The sequence below is a fragment of the Clostridium sp. MD294 genome, assembly GCF_000364165.2.
GTDB lineage: Bacteria > Bacillota > Clostridia > Lachnospirales > Anaerotignaceae > Coprocola.
Genome location: NZ_CP097810.1, coordinates 974,427 through 991,439, shown reverse-complemented (window position 1 = coordinate 991,439; position 17,013 = coordinate 974,427). Strand labels below are relative to the sequence as shown.

Here is a 17,013-nt window from a genome sequence, read left to right as displayed (position 1 = left end):
GTAAATAATAATAAAAAATCACAAAATATAGTATAACTCAATATCATCTTTTTAAAACGATTTGCAGTAAAAAACAATAATATCATTGCTAAAAATTTAAAATTGCTACTTGTTATTCCTTTAAAAGTATATATTTTAAAATCTATTATTATAAACAGTATCATACAAACTACAATACAAAAAAATAAGCATTTCTTTCTCAAAATTATCACCTCATATAAAACAATACCCTAAAAAATACTGTTTCATACTATATAACTTTTATGAAAAAATACTTATTTTTTAATTTTAGCTTGTACTATATATTATTTTTATCACAATCACAATATAATGTATATCTATCTCTGCCTTCATTTTTAGAAACGTATAATGCAGTATCTGCCTTCTCTAAAAGCATTTGATAATCTGAAGCATCTTTTGGATACAACGCTGCTCCTACACTTCCTGTAATATTCCAAGAAGTTTCTCCTCTTTGATATTTTTCACGAAATACTTCTAATAATTGCTCCAATTTCTTTCTTAGTTCCTTTTCAGAAGAAACATCTTTTAAAAATACAATAAATTCATCTCCGCCATATCTTGCTATAATATCTTCAGACTCTCTAAAAAAATAACGAAGTCTTTTAGCAACTGTCAATAATACATCATCTCCTACTGCATGACCTAATGTATCATTTACTTTTTTAAAATAATCCACGTCCATAAATATTAATGCACCTTTATTTTTTTGTTCCATTAGTGCTAATACTTTTTCTCTAAATATAGCTCTATTATATAAACCTGTGAGAGGGTCTCTTCTTGCTTTTTCTCTCCATGTTGTGGCCTCACTTTGCATCTGACGTAAAGCATTGATATTGACTAATGTTCCTACTATTTTTAAACATTTTTTCTTTTCTTCGTCCCACAAAGGATTACAATGTATTTCAAACCACTCATAAGAGCCATTTATTGTTAAAAGGCGAATTTGTGCTTTTATACTAATATTATCTAATATACATTGTTTATAAATATTATTTAATATATTTCTATCTCCTTGAAATACAATATTTGATTTTTGTATCCACTGTTTAAAATTTTCATAGTACATTTTCATACCAATTTGACTTTTAATTGCTTCTGAAAACATTATTTTTTCATTTTCAACATAATATTGAAAAGAAATACTTTTATAATATTGTTCATCTGCTGTTTCATCAATAAATTCAAAACTATCTTTATTATTGTTATACACCAATATTCTATGATTTGAGCCAGCAATATTTTTATGATATTTTTCTTTTACTTCTTCTAATTGTAAGCGTATTTCTATATAATTTGTAATATCTATCATAACAAATAAATAAATTGGTTTTCCATCTTCTTCTACACTAAATTCATTTCCTTCTAAGTGTATCCACATAATTTCTTCTCGTGCATCAAGCATTCTTAATTCCATTTTAAATTGATTATGCTGTTGTATCATTTTGTCAAATTCTTTTTGTGCTATTTTTCTATCTATACTATAAATACTAGAAAAAAATCCTGCTCCTGTTCCTTTTCCAAACATTTTTAAAAAATATTCATTTGCTTCCAATATGGTTAATCTATCATCTAAACGTATTTTTGCTACGCCTCCTGGTAAACTATTAAATGTATTTTTTTGTTCTATCTCTAAACGTTTTTTTTCAGAAGTATCTAATAATATACCATAGTACACAGGATAACCTGATTGTTCTCCTATAAACATTCCTTGAAGCTGAAACCAATGTAGCATACCATTTTTCATTTTTTTAGGTGCTTCCCATAAAAGAGGCTCTCTTTTCTTTCCATTTTCTATAGCTGGTTGAATATATTTTCTTCTTTCCTTTTCTTCTAGCCAAGGTAATACTTTTCCCTTTAATCCATAATATTCCTTTTCATTCATACCAAGCAATTCAAAATATTGTTCGCTACCTTCCAATAAATAAATATCTTCTTCTGTTACTAAATATTTTCCACTAGTTCCTCTCATACTAGAATGTGTAAATTCTAGCTGCAATTGTTGCTCTTTTTCTTTATCTTTACTTTCTGTAATATCTCTAATCAATATAATACCTAATATCTCTTTACTATATGTACTCTCTACTAAAAAACACCCACAAGAAAACCACTTTTGTTCTTGTTCAAAATATAGTTCCAACAATACTTTTTGACTACCTTGCTGAAAAGAATTTAAAAGTGCTTCTATAGAAAAAGAAGTATTCCAATCTTCTTTTTGTGTATCATTTAATTTCTTTCCTATCATATCAAATAAATCAGATACTTTTCCTTTTTCAGGCAAATAAAACATATCACTATTATGAAAAACAGCATATTTATTTTTATTTAGATTACTTACTACTGTCATTTCATATATTTGAGATAATGCAGGTGTTAACCATCTTCTTGCAATTTCAGACTCTTCTTCTTCTTTTATAGCAATATGAGGTGTAAATGTTACAACAAAAGCTTTTGTAGTTCCCTTCCATAATATACTTGCAGCACAAATGTCAATAATACTATTTGTAACTTCATCATATTCTACTGTTCTATTATATTTTTTATTACCCATATCTTTCGCCGGACAACATTCACATTGCTTTTTCCAAATACCATGACAAATCATATTTTTTACTAATTCTGAATTCATTTGTGTTGCTTTTTCATTAGCATATAATATTTTATGGTCTTGTTGTCTTACCACTACAATACCTGTGTCCCCCAAAATATCTAATAATTCTTCTATATCCATAATTGTCCTCATAAGGTCATAAGGCCTCCTTCCTTCTATAAAAAATCACTTCTCTATTATTTCATTGCATTTTATTTAGGAAGTTCCAAACTTTTTTAGTAACAGAAACGTCCCTTTCATTCCCCTTTAGAAAAGATACAAGGACACTACAAAATAATCTTTTTATAACCTCTAGTTATTAAAATAACTGCATTTCTATCAGTTACATCAACAAAGTTTCAAAATCATATTTGTTTCTAATTATCTGATAGGATTATAACATATTTTTTATAATATTTTTATAAAATATTTTATTATTATTTATTTTTTATTTATTGTAACATAAACAAATTATATTTCTCTTTTATTTCATTGTTTATATTATGTTGATATAATTTTTATTCTTTTTTTGCTATTATAGCATAGTTAAAAGACTTCATACAATGTTAATATTACATTTTATTATAGAAAAACAGACAAATATTATATTACTACAATATCTGTCTGTCTTCTTTTTTTTACAACTCTAATAAATCATCAACTGCATCTTCCACAATATTTTCTGCTTTTCTTGCCATACGTTTGCTCTTTTGCATTATTTTATTGCCTTTTTTCTTTATAGATTGATAATTTTTTTGGTCTTGAAGCAAACAACCAATTCCTAATGCTGTCATCAATCCTCCTGTTACAATACCCATTGTAAAGCTTTTCATTGGATACCACTCCTTTACAATAGCATAATTTTTTGTCGCACTGCTTTTTATAAAACGACAAAATATTCACTACTGTAATACATAGTATAACAAAAATTATTTTTTTAATACTAGAAATAATAACCAAATAAACATTATTTTTCTAAATCATGTATAAAAAGACCGCTTCTTAATTTGGGCTCAAACCATGTAGATTTTGGTGGCATTGTTCTATTTTCATCTGCTACATTCATCAATTCCTGCATAGATGTTGGATACATAGAAAACGCTATTTTCATATCTTTACTGTCTACTTTTTGCTGTAATGCCTCTAATCCTCTTATTCCCCCTATAAAATCAATTCTTTTATCTGTTCTAGGGTCACCTATAGCAAGTATAGGTTCTAATATTTCATTTTGTAATATAGAAACATCTAATGCTGCAACAATATCTTTTCGTATGATTTCTTTTTTTGCTGTAATCAAATACCACTTGTGATTGAGATACATACCAAATTGATGACATTTTTCTGGTTTACAACAATCTTTTCCGTCATACACTTCTATTTCAAATTTTTCACTTACTTTTTCTAAAAATTGTTGTTCTGTCAAACCATTCAGGTCTTTTACTACTCTATTATAATCCATAATATACAACTCATCATCAGAAAATAATACAGAAAGATAATAGTTAAATTCTTCTTCTCCTGTATAATCAGTTTTATTTTCTCTTCTTTTTAACCCTACTTTTACTGCTGAAGCATTTCTATGATGTCCATCTGCAATATAAAGATTTGGTATTTTTTCAAACAATTCTATTAATTTTAAAATATCTCTTTCATCAGAAATTAACCAAACTTTATGACCAATACCATCTTCTGAAATAAAATTATATACTGCTTTTTCTTTCTTCATAACAGAACACAATATCGCTTTTACAGCATCATTTTTATGATATGCTAAAAAAATAGGACCTGTATTTGCATTTAATGTATCTACATGACATATTCTATCTGCTTCTTTATCTGCTCTAGTAAGTTCATGTTTTTTAATAGTATTATTTAAATACTCATCAATAGAAGTACACACAACAAGTCCTGTTTGACTTTTTCCATTCATTGTCAAACAATAAATATAAAATAAAGGTTTTTCATCTTGCAGCATAATACCTTCTTTTATCATATTATCCATATTTTGTTTTGCTTTTTGATAAACTCTTTTATCATATATATCAATAGAACTATCTAAATCGACTTCTGCTTTGTCTACATGAATAAAAGAATATGGATTTCCTTTTACCATTTGTCTTGCTTCTTCACTATTCATAACATCATAAGGCAGTGCTGCTACTTTTTCTGCTTTTTCAGGCACTGGACGAATTGCTCGAAAAGGTCTTATGATTGCCAAAAAAATCCCTCCTTTAATACAATACCCTTACTTTGATTACACTTTCAATTTTATATAAGTCTTCTATCAATTCCTTTTCTTTTCCATTTAAACTATCACATACAATAATATTATATGCTAAATTTCCCTTGCTTTTATTTATCATATTATCAATATTCACACTATATTTTGTAAATACTGCACCTAATTGACCAATCATATTAACTATATTTCTATGTGAAATAGTAATTCTTGGTTTTCCAGAATAATCAATATAGCAATTAGGGAAATTTACAGAATATTTAATATTACCATATTTTAAATATTCTCTAATTGCTACTGCTGCCATCATAGCACAATTTTCTTCTGACTCTGGTGTAGATGCTCCTAAATGTGGTGTTACCATTACTTTATCAATACCTAATACTTCTTTACTTGGAAAATCTACAATATATTTTGATATAATGCCCTCTTTAATAGCACACTTTAATGCTTCAATATCCACTAATTCCCCTCTTGCAAAATTCATAAGGCGTGCTCCCCTTTTTGTTGCTGCAAAAAGGTCTTTATTAAAAGTGTGCTTTGTTTTATCATTTAAAGGAATATGTAATGTAATATAATCACTTTGGCTTACTACTTCCTCTAATGTAGAAGCGTGTTTTACACTAGAAGATAAATGCCATGCAGATTCAATAGATAAATAAGGGTCATAACCTATCACTTCCATACCCAAATCTAAAGCTGCATTTGCTACAAGAACTCCTATAGCACCTAAACCAATAACGCCTAATCTTTTGCCTGATATTTCTGGGCCTATAAACTGTTTTTTACCTGCTTCTGCATCTTTCTCCACATTGTCACTATCGATTAATGTTTGTGTCCAGCTTACTCCTTCTAATACTTTTCTAGAAGAAATCAAAAGTCCTGTCAATACCAATTCTTTTACAGCATTTGCATTTGCACCAGGTGTATAAAATACAGGAATACCTCTTTGTGTACATTTCTCAATAGGAATATTATTTGTTCCTGCACCCGCTCTCGCTACCGCTAATAAATTTTTGTGTAAATCCATATTATGCATATCAAAACTTCTTACTATAATGCCATCTGGATTTTCTTCTGTATCAGAAATATTAAATTCTGACATAGGCAACTTTTTTAATCCAATATGAGAAATTTGATTTAATGTTCTAATATTATACATGATTTTATTTCTCCTTATTTATTTTCTTTTTCAAACTGTTCCATAAAAGCTACAAGTGACTTTACTCCTTCTATAGGCATAGCATTATAAATACTTGCTCTCATACCTCCCACTGTTCTATGTCCCTTCAAATTTACAAATCCTTTACTTTGTGCTTCTAAAATAAATTTTTTATTTAATTCTTCTGTTGGTAATACAAAGGGTACATTCATCAAAGAACGGTCTTTTTTTACAACAGTTCCTTTAAACAGTTCAGAAGCATCTAAAAAGTTATAAAGTATAGAAGCTTTTTGTTCATTTATTTTTTGTAACTGTTTTACTCCTCCCTGCTGTTTTACCCAGTCAAATACAAGTCCTATAAAATAGATGCCATAGGTAGGAGGCGTATTATACAAAGAATTATTTTTTACATGAACGTCATAACATAGCATTGTTGGTGTAAATTCCATAGCATTTCCTAATAAATCTTCTCTTACAATTACTACTGTTACACCTGCTGGCCCTAAATTTTTTTGTGCGCCAGCATAAAGTAATCCAAATTTTGTAATATCAATTTCTTCTGACAATATACTAGAAGACATATCTCCTACTAAAGGAACATTTCCTGTATCAGGCAATACAGTATATCTTGTACCATAAATTGTATTATTTAATGTAATGTAAAAATAATCTGCATCTGCATCAAATTTATTTTTATCTAAATCTGGTATTCTATCAAATGTAGTATTTTCAGAAGATGCCACAATATTTACTTTACCATATTTTTTAGCCTCTTCTGCTGCTTTTGTCGCCCATTGTCCTGTTTTTACATAATCTGCTTTATGATTTCTATTCATCAAGTTCATAGGTATCATTGCAAATTGTGTAGAGCCTCCTCCTTGTAAAAACAACACTTTATAATTGTTTGGTATTTTCATTAATTCCCTCAATGTATCTTCTGCATGATACAATATTTGTTCAAAGTCTTTGGAACGATGGCTCATTTCCATAACAGACATACCACTATTACCATAGCAAACAAATTCTTTTTGTGCCTTTTCTAATACTTCCAAAGGAAGCACAGATGGCCCTGCAGAAAAATTATAAACTCTATTCATTTTGTAAGCCTCCCTATGATTTCAAAATGATATATAACATAAATCAAAAAAATGCCTCCTTTTACAAAAAGAAGGCACTATATTTTTATACCTTTTTAATAAAGTCAAAAAGAATTGCTCTCTTCTTTATTAAAAAATTATAACATATGAAATCAACACGTCAACCATTCTGCTGTTCTTTCTACAAAACAGAAGTATTTTTCGTGATTTTGCAATGTTTTTTATAAAATATATTCATTTTATTGTTATTTTTTACAATACATATGTCTTTAATACACGGACACATTATGTATTATCTGATTTCGGTTCTATATTTAAATATTTACAAATTGCTTTATAATATGCTTTTGCTGAAATTTCACAACCTTTTTCGCTTCCAAATGCTTGTGTGTCTTCTTGATTTGTTATAAAACACTGTTCTACTAATACAGCAGCACAATTTACATTTTCTACCATACCAAAAGATTGCTGAGCATATATCATAGTATCAGATGCTTCTTTTATTGCTTTTTGTGTATTTCCATTTTGGTCTGTTACATAATAAGCATATCTAACGCCATTTTCTCCTCTCAAATGATTGCCTGCTTCTGCTATTTGCTCTACAATACATATAGCAAAATAATAACTAATTTCATGGTTATCTCTACCTGGCGGAGAAGGATAGCACTCAAATCCTCTTGCTGTTGCTGTAGGGTCAGAATTGCCATGTATAGAAAGTATTAAATCAGGTTTTTGTTTTAACAATATTTCCTTTCTTTTTGTAATTGGCATATCTTCTCCATTTTTACGAGAACGCACCACTTCAAAACGTCCATCTTTTTTCAATAATTCCTCTAATAAATCTGATGTTCTTTCTGTCAATTCTACTTCTTCTATGTATCCTATTGCACCTACATCTGCTCCTCCATGCCCTGCATCTAATCCTATTGTATATGGTTTTGGTTCTTTTTTTCTATAAAATAAAAAACAAACGATTATTATCATTAAAATAATTAAAGCTAACAATACTATTGTTTTTATTATTTTTCTTCTTCTTTTCCTCTTCATTCTCCTCTTTTTTCTAAATTCTGCTCTGCTTTCTATTTCTTCCACACATACACGCCTCCTGCTTTTTTATCATACTATAAAACAGAAAAAAGAAAAAGCACTGTTTCATTTCGATTTTATTAAATATTTCTTAACATATTTATTACTTATTCTATTTTTCAAACATTATTCACTTTCTATATACATTTATCTTGATTGTATTATCAATATAGTAGTAATAGTATTTTTTTAAATTGTACTAATTGTTTTTATTTGGTACATCTGTTTTCTTTACTATATTTACTATAGATGTAAATTAGTAAACTGTACAAAAGCTATAATTGTCACTAGCAATGCCACAATATATTTTTCCATATACAACACAATTCTTTTTTATATTATAAAACGAATTATTTCTTCAAAATGTTGCCATATTTAAAATATATTTCAAAAAAATTTTTTTTAATATTGACAAATACAAAAAAATGATTAAAATAAATACCAACAGCATAAATTAAAACGTTGACCAAGAGTAAGTACACAATAATAATTGTTTTCAGAAAGTTGGTGGTTGATGAAAACCAACACAGTTTTATTGTTGGAATGGGCTTGTGAGCAGAAGCTGAAATTCTTTTTAGAATAGTATGCAACTCGGGTTCTCCCGTTATAGAGAACGCTGTATTTTTTGTACGGTATGAGTGGGTTATTTTTGATAACCAATTAAGGTGGCACCACGTAATAAATAGATATTACGCCCTTTGTATATTATAAAAATATACAAAGGGCTTTTTTATTTTTATATACAACATTTTATATTAGAATAGGAGAGATTAATATGTCAAAAAATATTCCTAACAGAATTTTATTAACAGAAAACGAACTTCCAAAGCAGTGGTATAATGTTCGTGCAGATATGCCTGAACAGCATGACTCTTTTATCAATCCTGCAACAATGAAGCCTGCTACAAAAGAAGACTTTTACCCTATTTTTGCAGAAGAACTTTGTAAGCAAGAATTTTCAACAGAACGTTATATTGATATTCCTGAAGAAGTACAGGCATATTACAAAATGTATAGACCTTCTCCACTTCACAGAGCCTATACGTTAGAAAAAGCATTGGATACCCCTGCAAAAATTTATTACAAATATGAAGGAAGTAATACCTCTGGCAGTCACAAATTAAATTCTGCTATTGCACAAGTTTACTACAACAAACAACAAGGAATTTCTCATATTACTACCGAAACAGGTGCAGGACAATGGGGTACTGCTCTTGCTATGGCTTGCTCTTTTTACAATATTCCTCTTGATGTTTACATGGTGAAAATTAGTGCAGAACAAAAACCATACAGAAAAGCAGTAATAGAAACATATGGTGGTAATGTTGTCCCTAGCCCAAGCAATACCACAAATGCAGGCAGAGCAATATTAGCACAAGACCCTCATTGTACAGGTTCACTTGGTACAGCTATCAGCGAAGCAGTAGAAAAAGCAGTTTCTACACCAAATACAAGGTATGCACTTGGTTCTGTATTAAATCAAGTATTATTACATCAGTCTATTATTGGTGCAGAAGCAAAATTACAAATGGAAAAAGTGGACGAATATCCTGATATTATTATAGGCTGTGCTGGTGGTGGCTCTAATTTAGGTGGTTTAATTTCTGATTTTATGAAAGACAAATTAACAGGAAAAGCTAATCCATATTTTATCGCAGTAGAACCAGCAGCTTGTCCTTCTCTTTCTCGTGGTAAATATGCCTATGATTTTTGTGATACAGGTCATGTAACACCTCTTGCAAAAATGTACACATTAGGAAGTGGTTTTATACCTTCTTCTATACACGCAGGTGGCTTACGTTATCATGGTATGTCACCTATTATATCCAAATTATATCATGACGGTTATATTGATGAGGCAAGAGCATTATTCCAAAACCACATTTTTGATGCTGCAACATTATTTGCAAAAACAGAGTCTATACTTCCAGCACCAGAGTCTGCTCATGCTATTGCTGCTGCTATTGATGAAGCAAAAAAATGTAAAGAAACTGGAGAAGCAAAAACAATATTGTTTGGATTAACAGGAAATGGTGCTTATGATTTAGCAGCATATATGAACTATAAATCTGGAAATATGCAGGACTATGCACCAACAGATGAAGAATTAGAAAAAGGTTTTGCTACATTGCCAAAAATTCCAGATATACAATAATAAAAATAGTCAAAGCCACGTCATAATGACGTGGTTTTAATTTTAATCCCAATTATAAAAATCAATTTGTTTTTTCACTTCTATAGGAGTTGTATCAGAATTTTTTAAATCCATAGCTATCATTTTATAAATATCATGTTTGGTATCATTTACGTTATTATAACATCTATGTAACATCCATATATTATGCGATGTTGGTGTTTTTATAACAGATTGCATTAATAGCTCTTCATATCCCTTGTTGTAAAATTTCTCAACAAAATGTACCAAATATCCTGGTGTACCAAAATCAACTGTGGGATAATTTCCTATTAATTCTAATATAGGTTTTATTAGTTCCTCTGCATTAGAAATAGTATTCATCGCTTCCATTACTTTATCATCAACAACATATTCTTCATAAGGCTTTATATTTGTTTGCAGCACTTCCATAATTTGATGTATTGTCATTTTTATTTTACTCCTTTTTATATTGTTATTCTATTTCATAATAATAACATAAAATATTAAAAAACACTTGTATTTTCTGCATTATTATGATATGATACATTACTGTAAGTTAAAAATCCTTATTCTTTCTGAATACAGAAAGGGTCATAGTCCAGAAGGAGGTGTAATCATGAATAAATACGAATTAGCATTAGTATTAAGTCCAACACTTGATGAAGAAGCAAAAGCAGCTGAAGTTGCTAAAGTACAGGCTTTATTAGAAAGATTTGGTGCTAAAATCGAAAAAGTTGACGAATGGGGCAAAAGAAAACTTGCTTATGAAATCAAAAAAGTAAACGAAGGTTTCTTCAGTTTTACAACTTTTGAAGCTCCAGCAACTGCTCCAGCAGAAATCGAAAGCCGTATACGTATTATGGAAAACGTTCTTCGTTATCTTATCGTTCGCAAAGAAGCATAATATATTTTTAAAAGTTAAAAAGTCACTTGTTTATTGATTTTCAGTAACGGAGGCGTTTTATGAACAAAGTAATTTTAATGGGCAGATTGACACAAAGTCCAGAAGTAAGGTATACACAAGCTGCTGAACCTCTGGCTGTTGCTCGATATACATTAGCAGTAAATAAAAGATTTAAACGTCAAGGTGAAGCTGATGCAGACTTTATCAACTGTGTTTCTTTTGGAAAAGCAGCAGAGTTTGCAGAAAAGTATTTCAAAAAAGGTCAAATGGTCAGTGTTATTGGCAGACTTCAAGTGCGTTCTTGGGACGACCAAAATGGTCAAAAACGTTGGACTACTGAGGTTGTAATAGAGGAGCAATATTTTGCAGAAAGCAAAACTTCATTTGAAAGTCGTGCAGCTGCAAATACAAATATGGGTACAGCAGCACCATCTCCTGCTCCTGCAAAACCAGCATATCAGCCAACATCAAACGTAGAAGATGGTTTTTATCCTATTGATGAAAGTATTGAAGACGATGACGATTTACCTTTTTAATTTCAACAAAAGGAGGATACACATATGATACAGAAAAAACGTGGACGTAGAAAAAAACGTGTTTGTGCGTCTTGTGCAGATAAAGTAACAACTATTGATTACAAAGATATTAACAAATTAAGAAGATATGTTTCTGAAAGAGGAAAAATTCTTCCTAGAAGAATTACAGGTAATTGTGCAAAACATCAAAGAGCTTTAACAACAGCAATTAAAAGAGCTAGACACGTTGCATTGATGCCTTATACTCAAGATTAATCAAAAAGCATTTAACTATTTTTTAGTTAAATGCTTTTTTCATATACCTTAAAAGCATAACCTATTATAAAAAATAGTAATTTGACTTTTCTATAAAAATAAAATAAAATAAAGTAAAACAATATTTACTTTTTAGAAAGGAGAATAATTTTATGAAAAATACAACAAATAATATGATATTGTCCGCTATGTTTATAGCCATTGGATTAGTATTACCCTTTTTTACAGGGCAAGTTCCTCAAATAGGAAATATGCTTCTTCCTATGCACATTCCTGTGCTATTATGTGGGCTAATTTGTGGTTGGAAATATGGCATTTTAGTAGGATTTATACTTCCTTTATTAAGACATACTATTTTTGGTATGCCTATATTATTTCCTACAGGTGTCGCTATGGCTTTTGAATTAGCTACATATGGTTTTGTAATTGGCTTTTTATATTCTCATTCTCGTTGGCAATGTATTATTTCTCTTTATCGTTGTATGATAGTTTCTTTGATTGCTGGGCGTATTGTATGGGGTATTGTTATGATGTTTCTTGTCAATGTATCATCAAATCCTTTTACATGGCAGATGTTTTTATCGGCAGCAGTATTAAACGCTATTCCAGGCATTATATTACAGTTTATACTTATTCCTAGTGTTATGCTTGCGTTACATAAAACAGGGCTTGTCCCATTTCGTTCCAATACAAACTATCAAATAGAGGGCTAATATATGTATCAAACAATACTACAAAAAATAAATGCCGTTTCTGATGCAAATACTCCTTTGCTTATTGCAATTGATGGCAGATGTGCCTCAGGAAAAACTACACTTTCATCTTATTTACAAAAAGAATTAAATTGTAATGTTATTCATATGGATTACTTCTTTTTATGTCCAGAGCAAATAACAGAGCAAAGACTTTTACAACCTGGAGGAAATGTAGATTACGAACGATTTTATAAAGAAGTACTTACTCCTCTCAAAAATGGTAAAGAATTTTATTATCATCGCTATGATTGTCATAAAGAAGTGATGTCAGAAACTATTTTTGTTCCATTATGTCCTATTACAGTTATAGAGGGTTGTTATAGCTGTCACCCTACATTACAAAAACAATATGACATCAAAATATTTTTGAGTGTAGAACCAAAAGAACAAATAAACAGAATAAAAAAAAGAAATGGAGAAATAGCAGTAAATACTTTTCGTCAAAAATGGATACCTTTAGAAGAATATTATTTTTCTACTTACAATGTAAAAGAGAATTGCGATTTATACTTTCAAACATAACAGAAAAAGCGTGTCAAAAATTGACACGCTTTTATTAACACTATTTTTATTTAATACTAAAATTTATTGTAACTTTTCTGTAATCAATTCTGCTAATTTTTCAGCCTCTTTTTGCATCACTTCTAAATCTTTTCCTTCTATCATTACCCTAACAAGAGGCTCTGTACCAGAAGTACGAATTAACACTCTACCTTCCCCATTAAATTTTGTATTCAAATTTTCAATGGCTTCTCTAATTTCTTCTACTTCCATATAATCATTTTTTCTATTATTATTTACTTTTGCATTTACCAAAACCTGAGGCATTGTTTCCATCATTGCTGCCAATTCAGAGGCTTTTTTACCTGTCTTTTTCATAACAGTTAAAAATTGTATTGCTGTTAATATGCCATCTCCCGTTGTATTATAATCTAAAAATATGATATGGCCTGATTGTTCTCCTCCCAAATTATAATTTTTTTCAATCATTCTTTCTAATACATATCTATCTCCTACACCTGTTTGTTCAATTTGAATACCTTGTTGTTTTGCTAACATTGATAGCCCCATATTAGACATAATTGTTGCAACAATAGTATTATTTTTTAATGTTTTTTGTTGTTTCATTGCCATACCACAAATTGCAAGTATTTTATCTCCATCAATAAGCTGACCATTTTCGTCTACTGCAAGGCATCTATCTGCATCACCATCAAAAGCAAATCCTACATCAGCATTATTTTCTTTTACAAAAGCACACAAATCTTGTATATGAGTAGAACCACAATTTTCATTGATATTAATACCATTTGGTTCATTATGTATAATACAAAGGCGAGCTTTTAAATTTAACAAAGAAATCGGTGCTGCTTTATAAGAAGAACCATTTGCACAGTCAATCGCAACTTTAATTCCTTCAAAAGTACTGTCTGTAGATTGTTGCAAAAAAGAAATATAATCATCTAAAGCATCTTCCGCAATAGACTTTATACCAATATTCTTTCCTGTTGGTTGAGGCAAGCTCTCCATATTATGAAACATAATATCTTCAATTTCTTCTTCTAATTCGTCACGCAACTTATATCCTAAATGATTAAAAAATTTAATTCCATTATATTCTACAGGATTATGAGAAGCAGAAATCATTACTCCTGCATCTAATTTATATTTTCGTACCAAATAAGCAACTGCTGGTGTAGGAACAATACCTACTTGTATTGCTTCTGCTCCTACAGAACAAATACCTGCTACAAGTGCTGACTCCAACATATCTCCTGAAATTCTAGTATCCAATCCTACTAATATTCTTGGTGTATGTTTTTTTTCTTTTGTTAAAACATATGCTCCTGCTCTGCCTAAATTATACGCTTGTGTACCAGTCAGTTCTGTATTGGCAATACCTCTGACGCCATCTGTACCAAACAAAATTCCCATTATTAAACTCCTCCTAAAATGCTATTGTTCTGATATTGATGTTTGTTCTGTTTCTATATCTGTATTTATATCTGTATCTGTGTCTATATTTGTTTCATTTTCATTTTGTTCTGGTTGTTGCGATATATCTGGTTGCTGCTGTTGTTGTTTTTGTTGTATTGTTATCACAATAGAAGGAACTTCACCTACTAATGAAATATTTTCAGGCAATGTTATTTCTAATGCAACATCATGTTCTCCTTCTGTTAAATTTTCTACATTTGCTGTCACCGCAATACTACCTGTTGTAATGGCTGCTAATTCTCTAGCAGAACCTGTCAATTGTAATGAAACACTCTTTTCAGAAAGGGTATAATCATAGTTCTCTTCTTCTACTCCTTGCAATGTTATTTCTGCACTTTGTACTGTAATTTGTTGTTCTTCCTGTTGTTGTATCACTACAGAAACTTCTGCTTCTAAAGGAGTATCATTACTCAACATAATGCCATCTGGCAATATTTCATTTAATAAAAATGACTCTACTACCGTTTGGTTTGCACCTGTTACATCTACTGCTGGCAATGTAATAGATTGCAAACTATTTAATATTGCTTCACTTCCAGCAACATTGATTGCTTGTGGTGACCATCGTATTTCTGCAATTTCATATCCTTCTTCTGGAACACCTTTTGTACTTGCTGTTAAGTTTACCATTTTATTTTTTTGTATTCCTATAGAAATATGTACTTTAGATACATCTATAGTAATACCTTCTACTTGTTTACCATTTTCATCATAAGCAACAGGCTGTGCTGTTACAACAATATCCTCTGATGCTTGTTGTAAGTCCACATTTACCTCTACTGTTTTCACACGACTTACTACAGAAGCTGCTCCAGAAATCTGTACAGAAGAAGGAGAAATTTGTGGCTGTAATGTAGTATATCCATTTCCTGCTTCTCCATTGATATGAACAGTAATCGGTATTCTTTTCGCCGCAAGTTTTTCTATCATTATCTCTGCCTTTTCCGGAGATTGACTTACAATTTCAAATCCTGTTCCTGCACTATCAGGCAATAAAAAAGAAACGTCTAATGATGTTGTATCACCAGATTTTATATTTTCTAATTTACTAAAATCTACCACAGCTTTAATACTATTTTTATATTGCGTTAATCTATCTAACGCAGTTCTTTGTGCTTTCACTTTTGCAGATACTTTCATGTTTTCCAGTTGTCCTTTATTTAATATGGTCAATCCTTGCTGTGTTAAAGCATCTATATTTTCTATTGTAACTGTTTGTGTATATATCCTTGTTGTAACAGGATGTTCTATATTGATTACCATAAACCACAATGCTATCGCAATTGCTAAAGAAAGTAATTTCCAACCAATATCTTTCATTATTTTCTCTTGTAATTTTTTCATTTTGTTTGCCTTCCTTTCCATAATACCAATTTTCTTTTGGTAGATTTCGTTGAACCAGAAAGCATTTTTCTCAAAGAGTCCACTGTTACATCTCTATAAAGTGTACCTCCTTGTGCCATAGAAATAGCACCTGTTTCCTCAGAAACAACAATTACATAGGCATCAGAAACTTCACTTGCTCCTATTGCTGCCCTATGCCTTGTGCCTAATTCCATACTAATATCATTACTTTCTGTTAAAGGCAAAAAACAAGTTGCTGCAGCTACTCTATTACTTCGTATAATTACAGCACCATCATGAAGTGGTGTATTATGTTCAAATATATTAATTAAAAGCTGACTAGATACAATAGCATCAATAGGAATACCCGTTCTCTCTAAATCTCCTAGAGGTACATCTTGCTCTAACAATATTAATGCACCTGTTTTTACTGCTGCCATTTTATCTGCTGCTTTTAATATTTCTTCAATTGTACGGTTTGCTATTTTTTGGTTACTTCCTTCTGTATCTACTTTTGCCAAATTGCTGAAAAACAAAAATGCTTTTCCTTTTCCTAATTCTTCCAATGCTTTTCTCAACTCTGGCTGAAACACCACAATAACTGCAATAATACCTACAGAAATTGTATTTGTCAATATCCACATAATTGTATTTAAGTGCAAAACCGCTGCTACCGCTGCAAAAACAAATATTACTAATATTCCTTTAAACAACGCCCATGCCCTAGTTTCTTTAATCCAAAATACAATTTTATAAATTACATATGCAACAATTAAAATATCCAGTAAATCAAAAATGCCTACTGTTGGACGCATAAAATCTGTTATGCCTAAATCACCAAAAAAACTTTTTATCCATTCCATAAACCCTT

General features: G+C 30.1%; 16 protein-coding genes and 1 other annotated feature. Of the genes, 6 read left to right on the top strand and 10 right to left on the bottom strand.

Going from position 1 to position 17,013, the window contains the following annotated elements:
- Positions 1–298 precede the first annotated feature (298 nt).
- The 6 genes from C820_RS04860 to C820_RS04835 form a co-directional block, all read right to left on the bottom strand.
- Positions 299–2,761, bottom strand: a complete 2,463-nt coding sequence (locus C820_RS04860) for a diguanylate cyclase domain-containing protein (RefSeq protein WP_004037649.1) — start codon at positions 2,759–2,761, stop codon at positions 299–301.
- A gap of 485 nt (positions 2,762–3,246) precedes the next feature.
- On the bottom strand, positions 3,247–3,441 hold the full coding sequence (locus tag C820_RS04855) for a hypothetical protein (RefSeq protein ID WP_004037651.1): 195 nt from the start codon (positions 3,439–3,441) through the stop codon (positions 3,247–3,249).
- 134 nt (positions 3,442–3,575) lie between these two features.
- Positions 3,576–4,826, bottom strand: a complete 1,251-nt coding sequence (locus tag C820_RS04850; RefSeq protein WP_004037653.1) for a DUF1015 domain-containing protein — start codon at positions 4,824–4,826, stop codon at positions 3,576–3,578.
- Between the two features lie 13 nt (positions 4,827–4,839).
- The gene (locus tag C820_RS04845) at positions 4,840–6,009 is read right to left on the bottom strand and encodes a 3-phosphoglycerate dehydrogenase family protein (protein ID WP_004037655.1); all 1,170 of its coding nucleotides are present in this window, start codon (positions 6,007–6,009) and stop codon (positions 4,840–4,842) included.
- A gap of 14 nt (positions 6,010–6,023) precedes the next feature.
- The gene (gene serC, locus C820_RS04840) at positions 6,024–7,106 is read right to left on the bottom strand and encodes a 3-phosphoserine/phosphohydroxythreonine transaminase (protein ID WP_004037658.1); all 1,083 of its coding nucleotides are present in this window, start codon (positions 7,104–7,106) and stop codon (positions 6,024–6,026) included.
- 285 nt (positions 7,107–7,391) lie between these two features.
- On the bottom strand, positions 7,392–8,198 hold the full coding sequence (locus C820_RS04835; protein ID WP_004037660.1) for an N-acetylmuramoyl-L-alanine amidase family protein: 807 nt from the start codon (positions 8,196–8,198) through the stop codon (positions 7,392–7,394).
- 447 nt (positions 8,199–8,645) lie between these two features.
- Positions 8,646–8,894, top strand: a binding site (T-box leader).
- A gap of 73 nt (positions 8,895–8,967) precedes the next feature.
- Here C820_RS04835 and C820_RS04830 point away from each other — a divergent pair.
- Positions 8,968–10,347 carry a TrpB-like pyridoxal phosphate-dependent enzyme gene (locus C820_RS04830; protein WP_004037662.1) on the top strand — a complete coding sequence of 460 codons (1,380 nt, stop codon included), beginning with the start codon at positions 8,968–8,970 and terminating at the stop codon, positions 10,345–10,347.
- 42 nt (positions 10,348–10,389) lie between these two features.
- On the opposite strand, the gene C820_RS04825 is transcribed toward C820_RS04830, so the two are convergent.
- Positions 10,390–10,797: a hypothetical protein gene (locus C820_RS04825; RefSeq protein ID WP_004037664.1), complete on the bottom strand. Its 408-nt coding sequence runs from the start codon at positions 10,795–10,797 to the stop codon at positions 10,390–10,392.
- A gap of 169 nt (positions 10,798–10,966) precedes the next feature.
- Here C820_RS04825 and rpsF point away from each other — a divergent pair, with 169 nt between their 5' ends.
- The 5 genes from rpsF (at position 10,967) to C820_RS04800 (ending at position 13,322) form a co-directional block, all read left to right on the top strand.
- On the top strand, positions 10,967–11,254 hold the full coding sequence (gene rpsF, locus C820_RS04820; protein ID WP_004037666.1) for a 30S ribosomal protein S6: 288 nt from the start codon (positions 10,967–10,969) through the stop codon (positions 11,252–11,254).
- A gap of 59 nt (positions 11,255–11,313) precedes the next feature.
- Positions 11,314–11,790, top strand: a complete 477-nt coding sequence (locus C820_RS04815; RefSeq protein WP_004037668.1) for a single-stranded DNA-binding protein — start codon at positions 11,314–11,316, stop codon at positions 11,788–11,790.
- Between the two features lie 24 nt (positions 11,791–11,814).
- A complete protein-coding gene (gene rpsR / locus C820_RS04810; protein ID WP_004037670.1) occupies positions 11,815–12,045 on the top strand; it encodes a 30S ribosomal protein S18 in 231 nt (76 codons plus the stop codon).
- 152 nt (positions 12,046–12,197) lie between these two features.
- The gene (locus tag C820_RS04805; protein WP_004037672.1) at positions 12,198–12,758 is read left to right on the top strand and encodes an ECF transporter S component; all 561 of its coding nucleotides are present in this window, start codon (positions 12,198–12,200) and stop codon (positions 12,756–12,758) included.
- Between the two features lie 3 nt (positions 12,759–12,761).
- On the top strand, positions 12,762–13,322 hold the full coding sequence (locus C820_RS04800) for a uridine kinase family protein (RefSeq protein ID WP_004037674.1): 561 nt from the start codon (positions 12,762–12,764) through the stop codon (positions 13,320–13,322).
- Positions 13,323–13,385: 63 nt separating this feature from the next.
- Here C820_RS04800 and glmM read toward each other — a convergent pair whose 3' ends face one another.
- Genes glmM through cdaA form a run of 3 tightly spaced genes read right to left on the bottom strand, consistent with a single transcriptional unit; the run spans position 13,386 to position 17,005 of the window.
- On the bottom strand, positions 13,386–14,735 hold the full coding sequence (gene glmM / locus C820_RS04795) for a phosphoglucosamine mutase (protein WP_004037676.1): 1,350 nt from the start codon (positions 14,733–14,735) through the stop codon (positions 13,386–13,388).
- A 21-nt stretch (positions 14,736–14,756) separates the two neighbouring features.
- Positions 14,757–16,142: a CdaR family protein gene (locus C820_RS04790; protein ID WP_004037678.1), complete on the bottom strand. Its 1,386-nt coding sequence runs from the start codon at positions 16,140–16,142 to the stop codon at positions 14,757–14,759.
- Positions 16,139–17,005 carry a diadenylate cyclase CdaA gene (cdaA, locus tag C820_RS04785; RefSeq protein WP_004037689.1) on the bottom strand — a complete coding sequence of 289 codons (867 nt, stop codon included), beginning with the start codon at positions 17,003–17,005 and terminating at the stop codon, positions 16,139–16,141. The genes C820_RS04790 and cdaA overlap by 4 nt, the downstream gene beginning before the upstream one ends.
- Positions 17,006–17,013 lie beyond the last annotated feature (8 nt).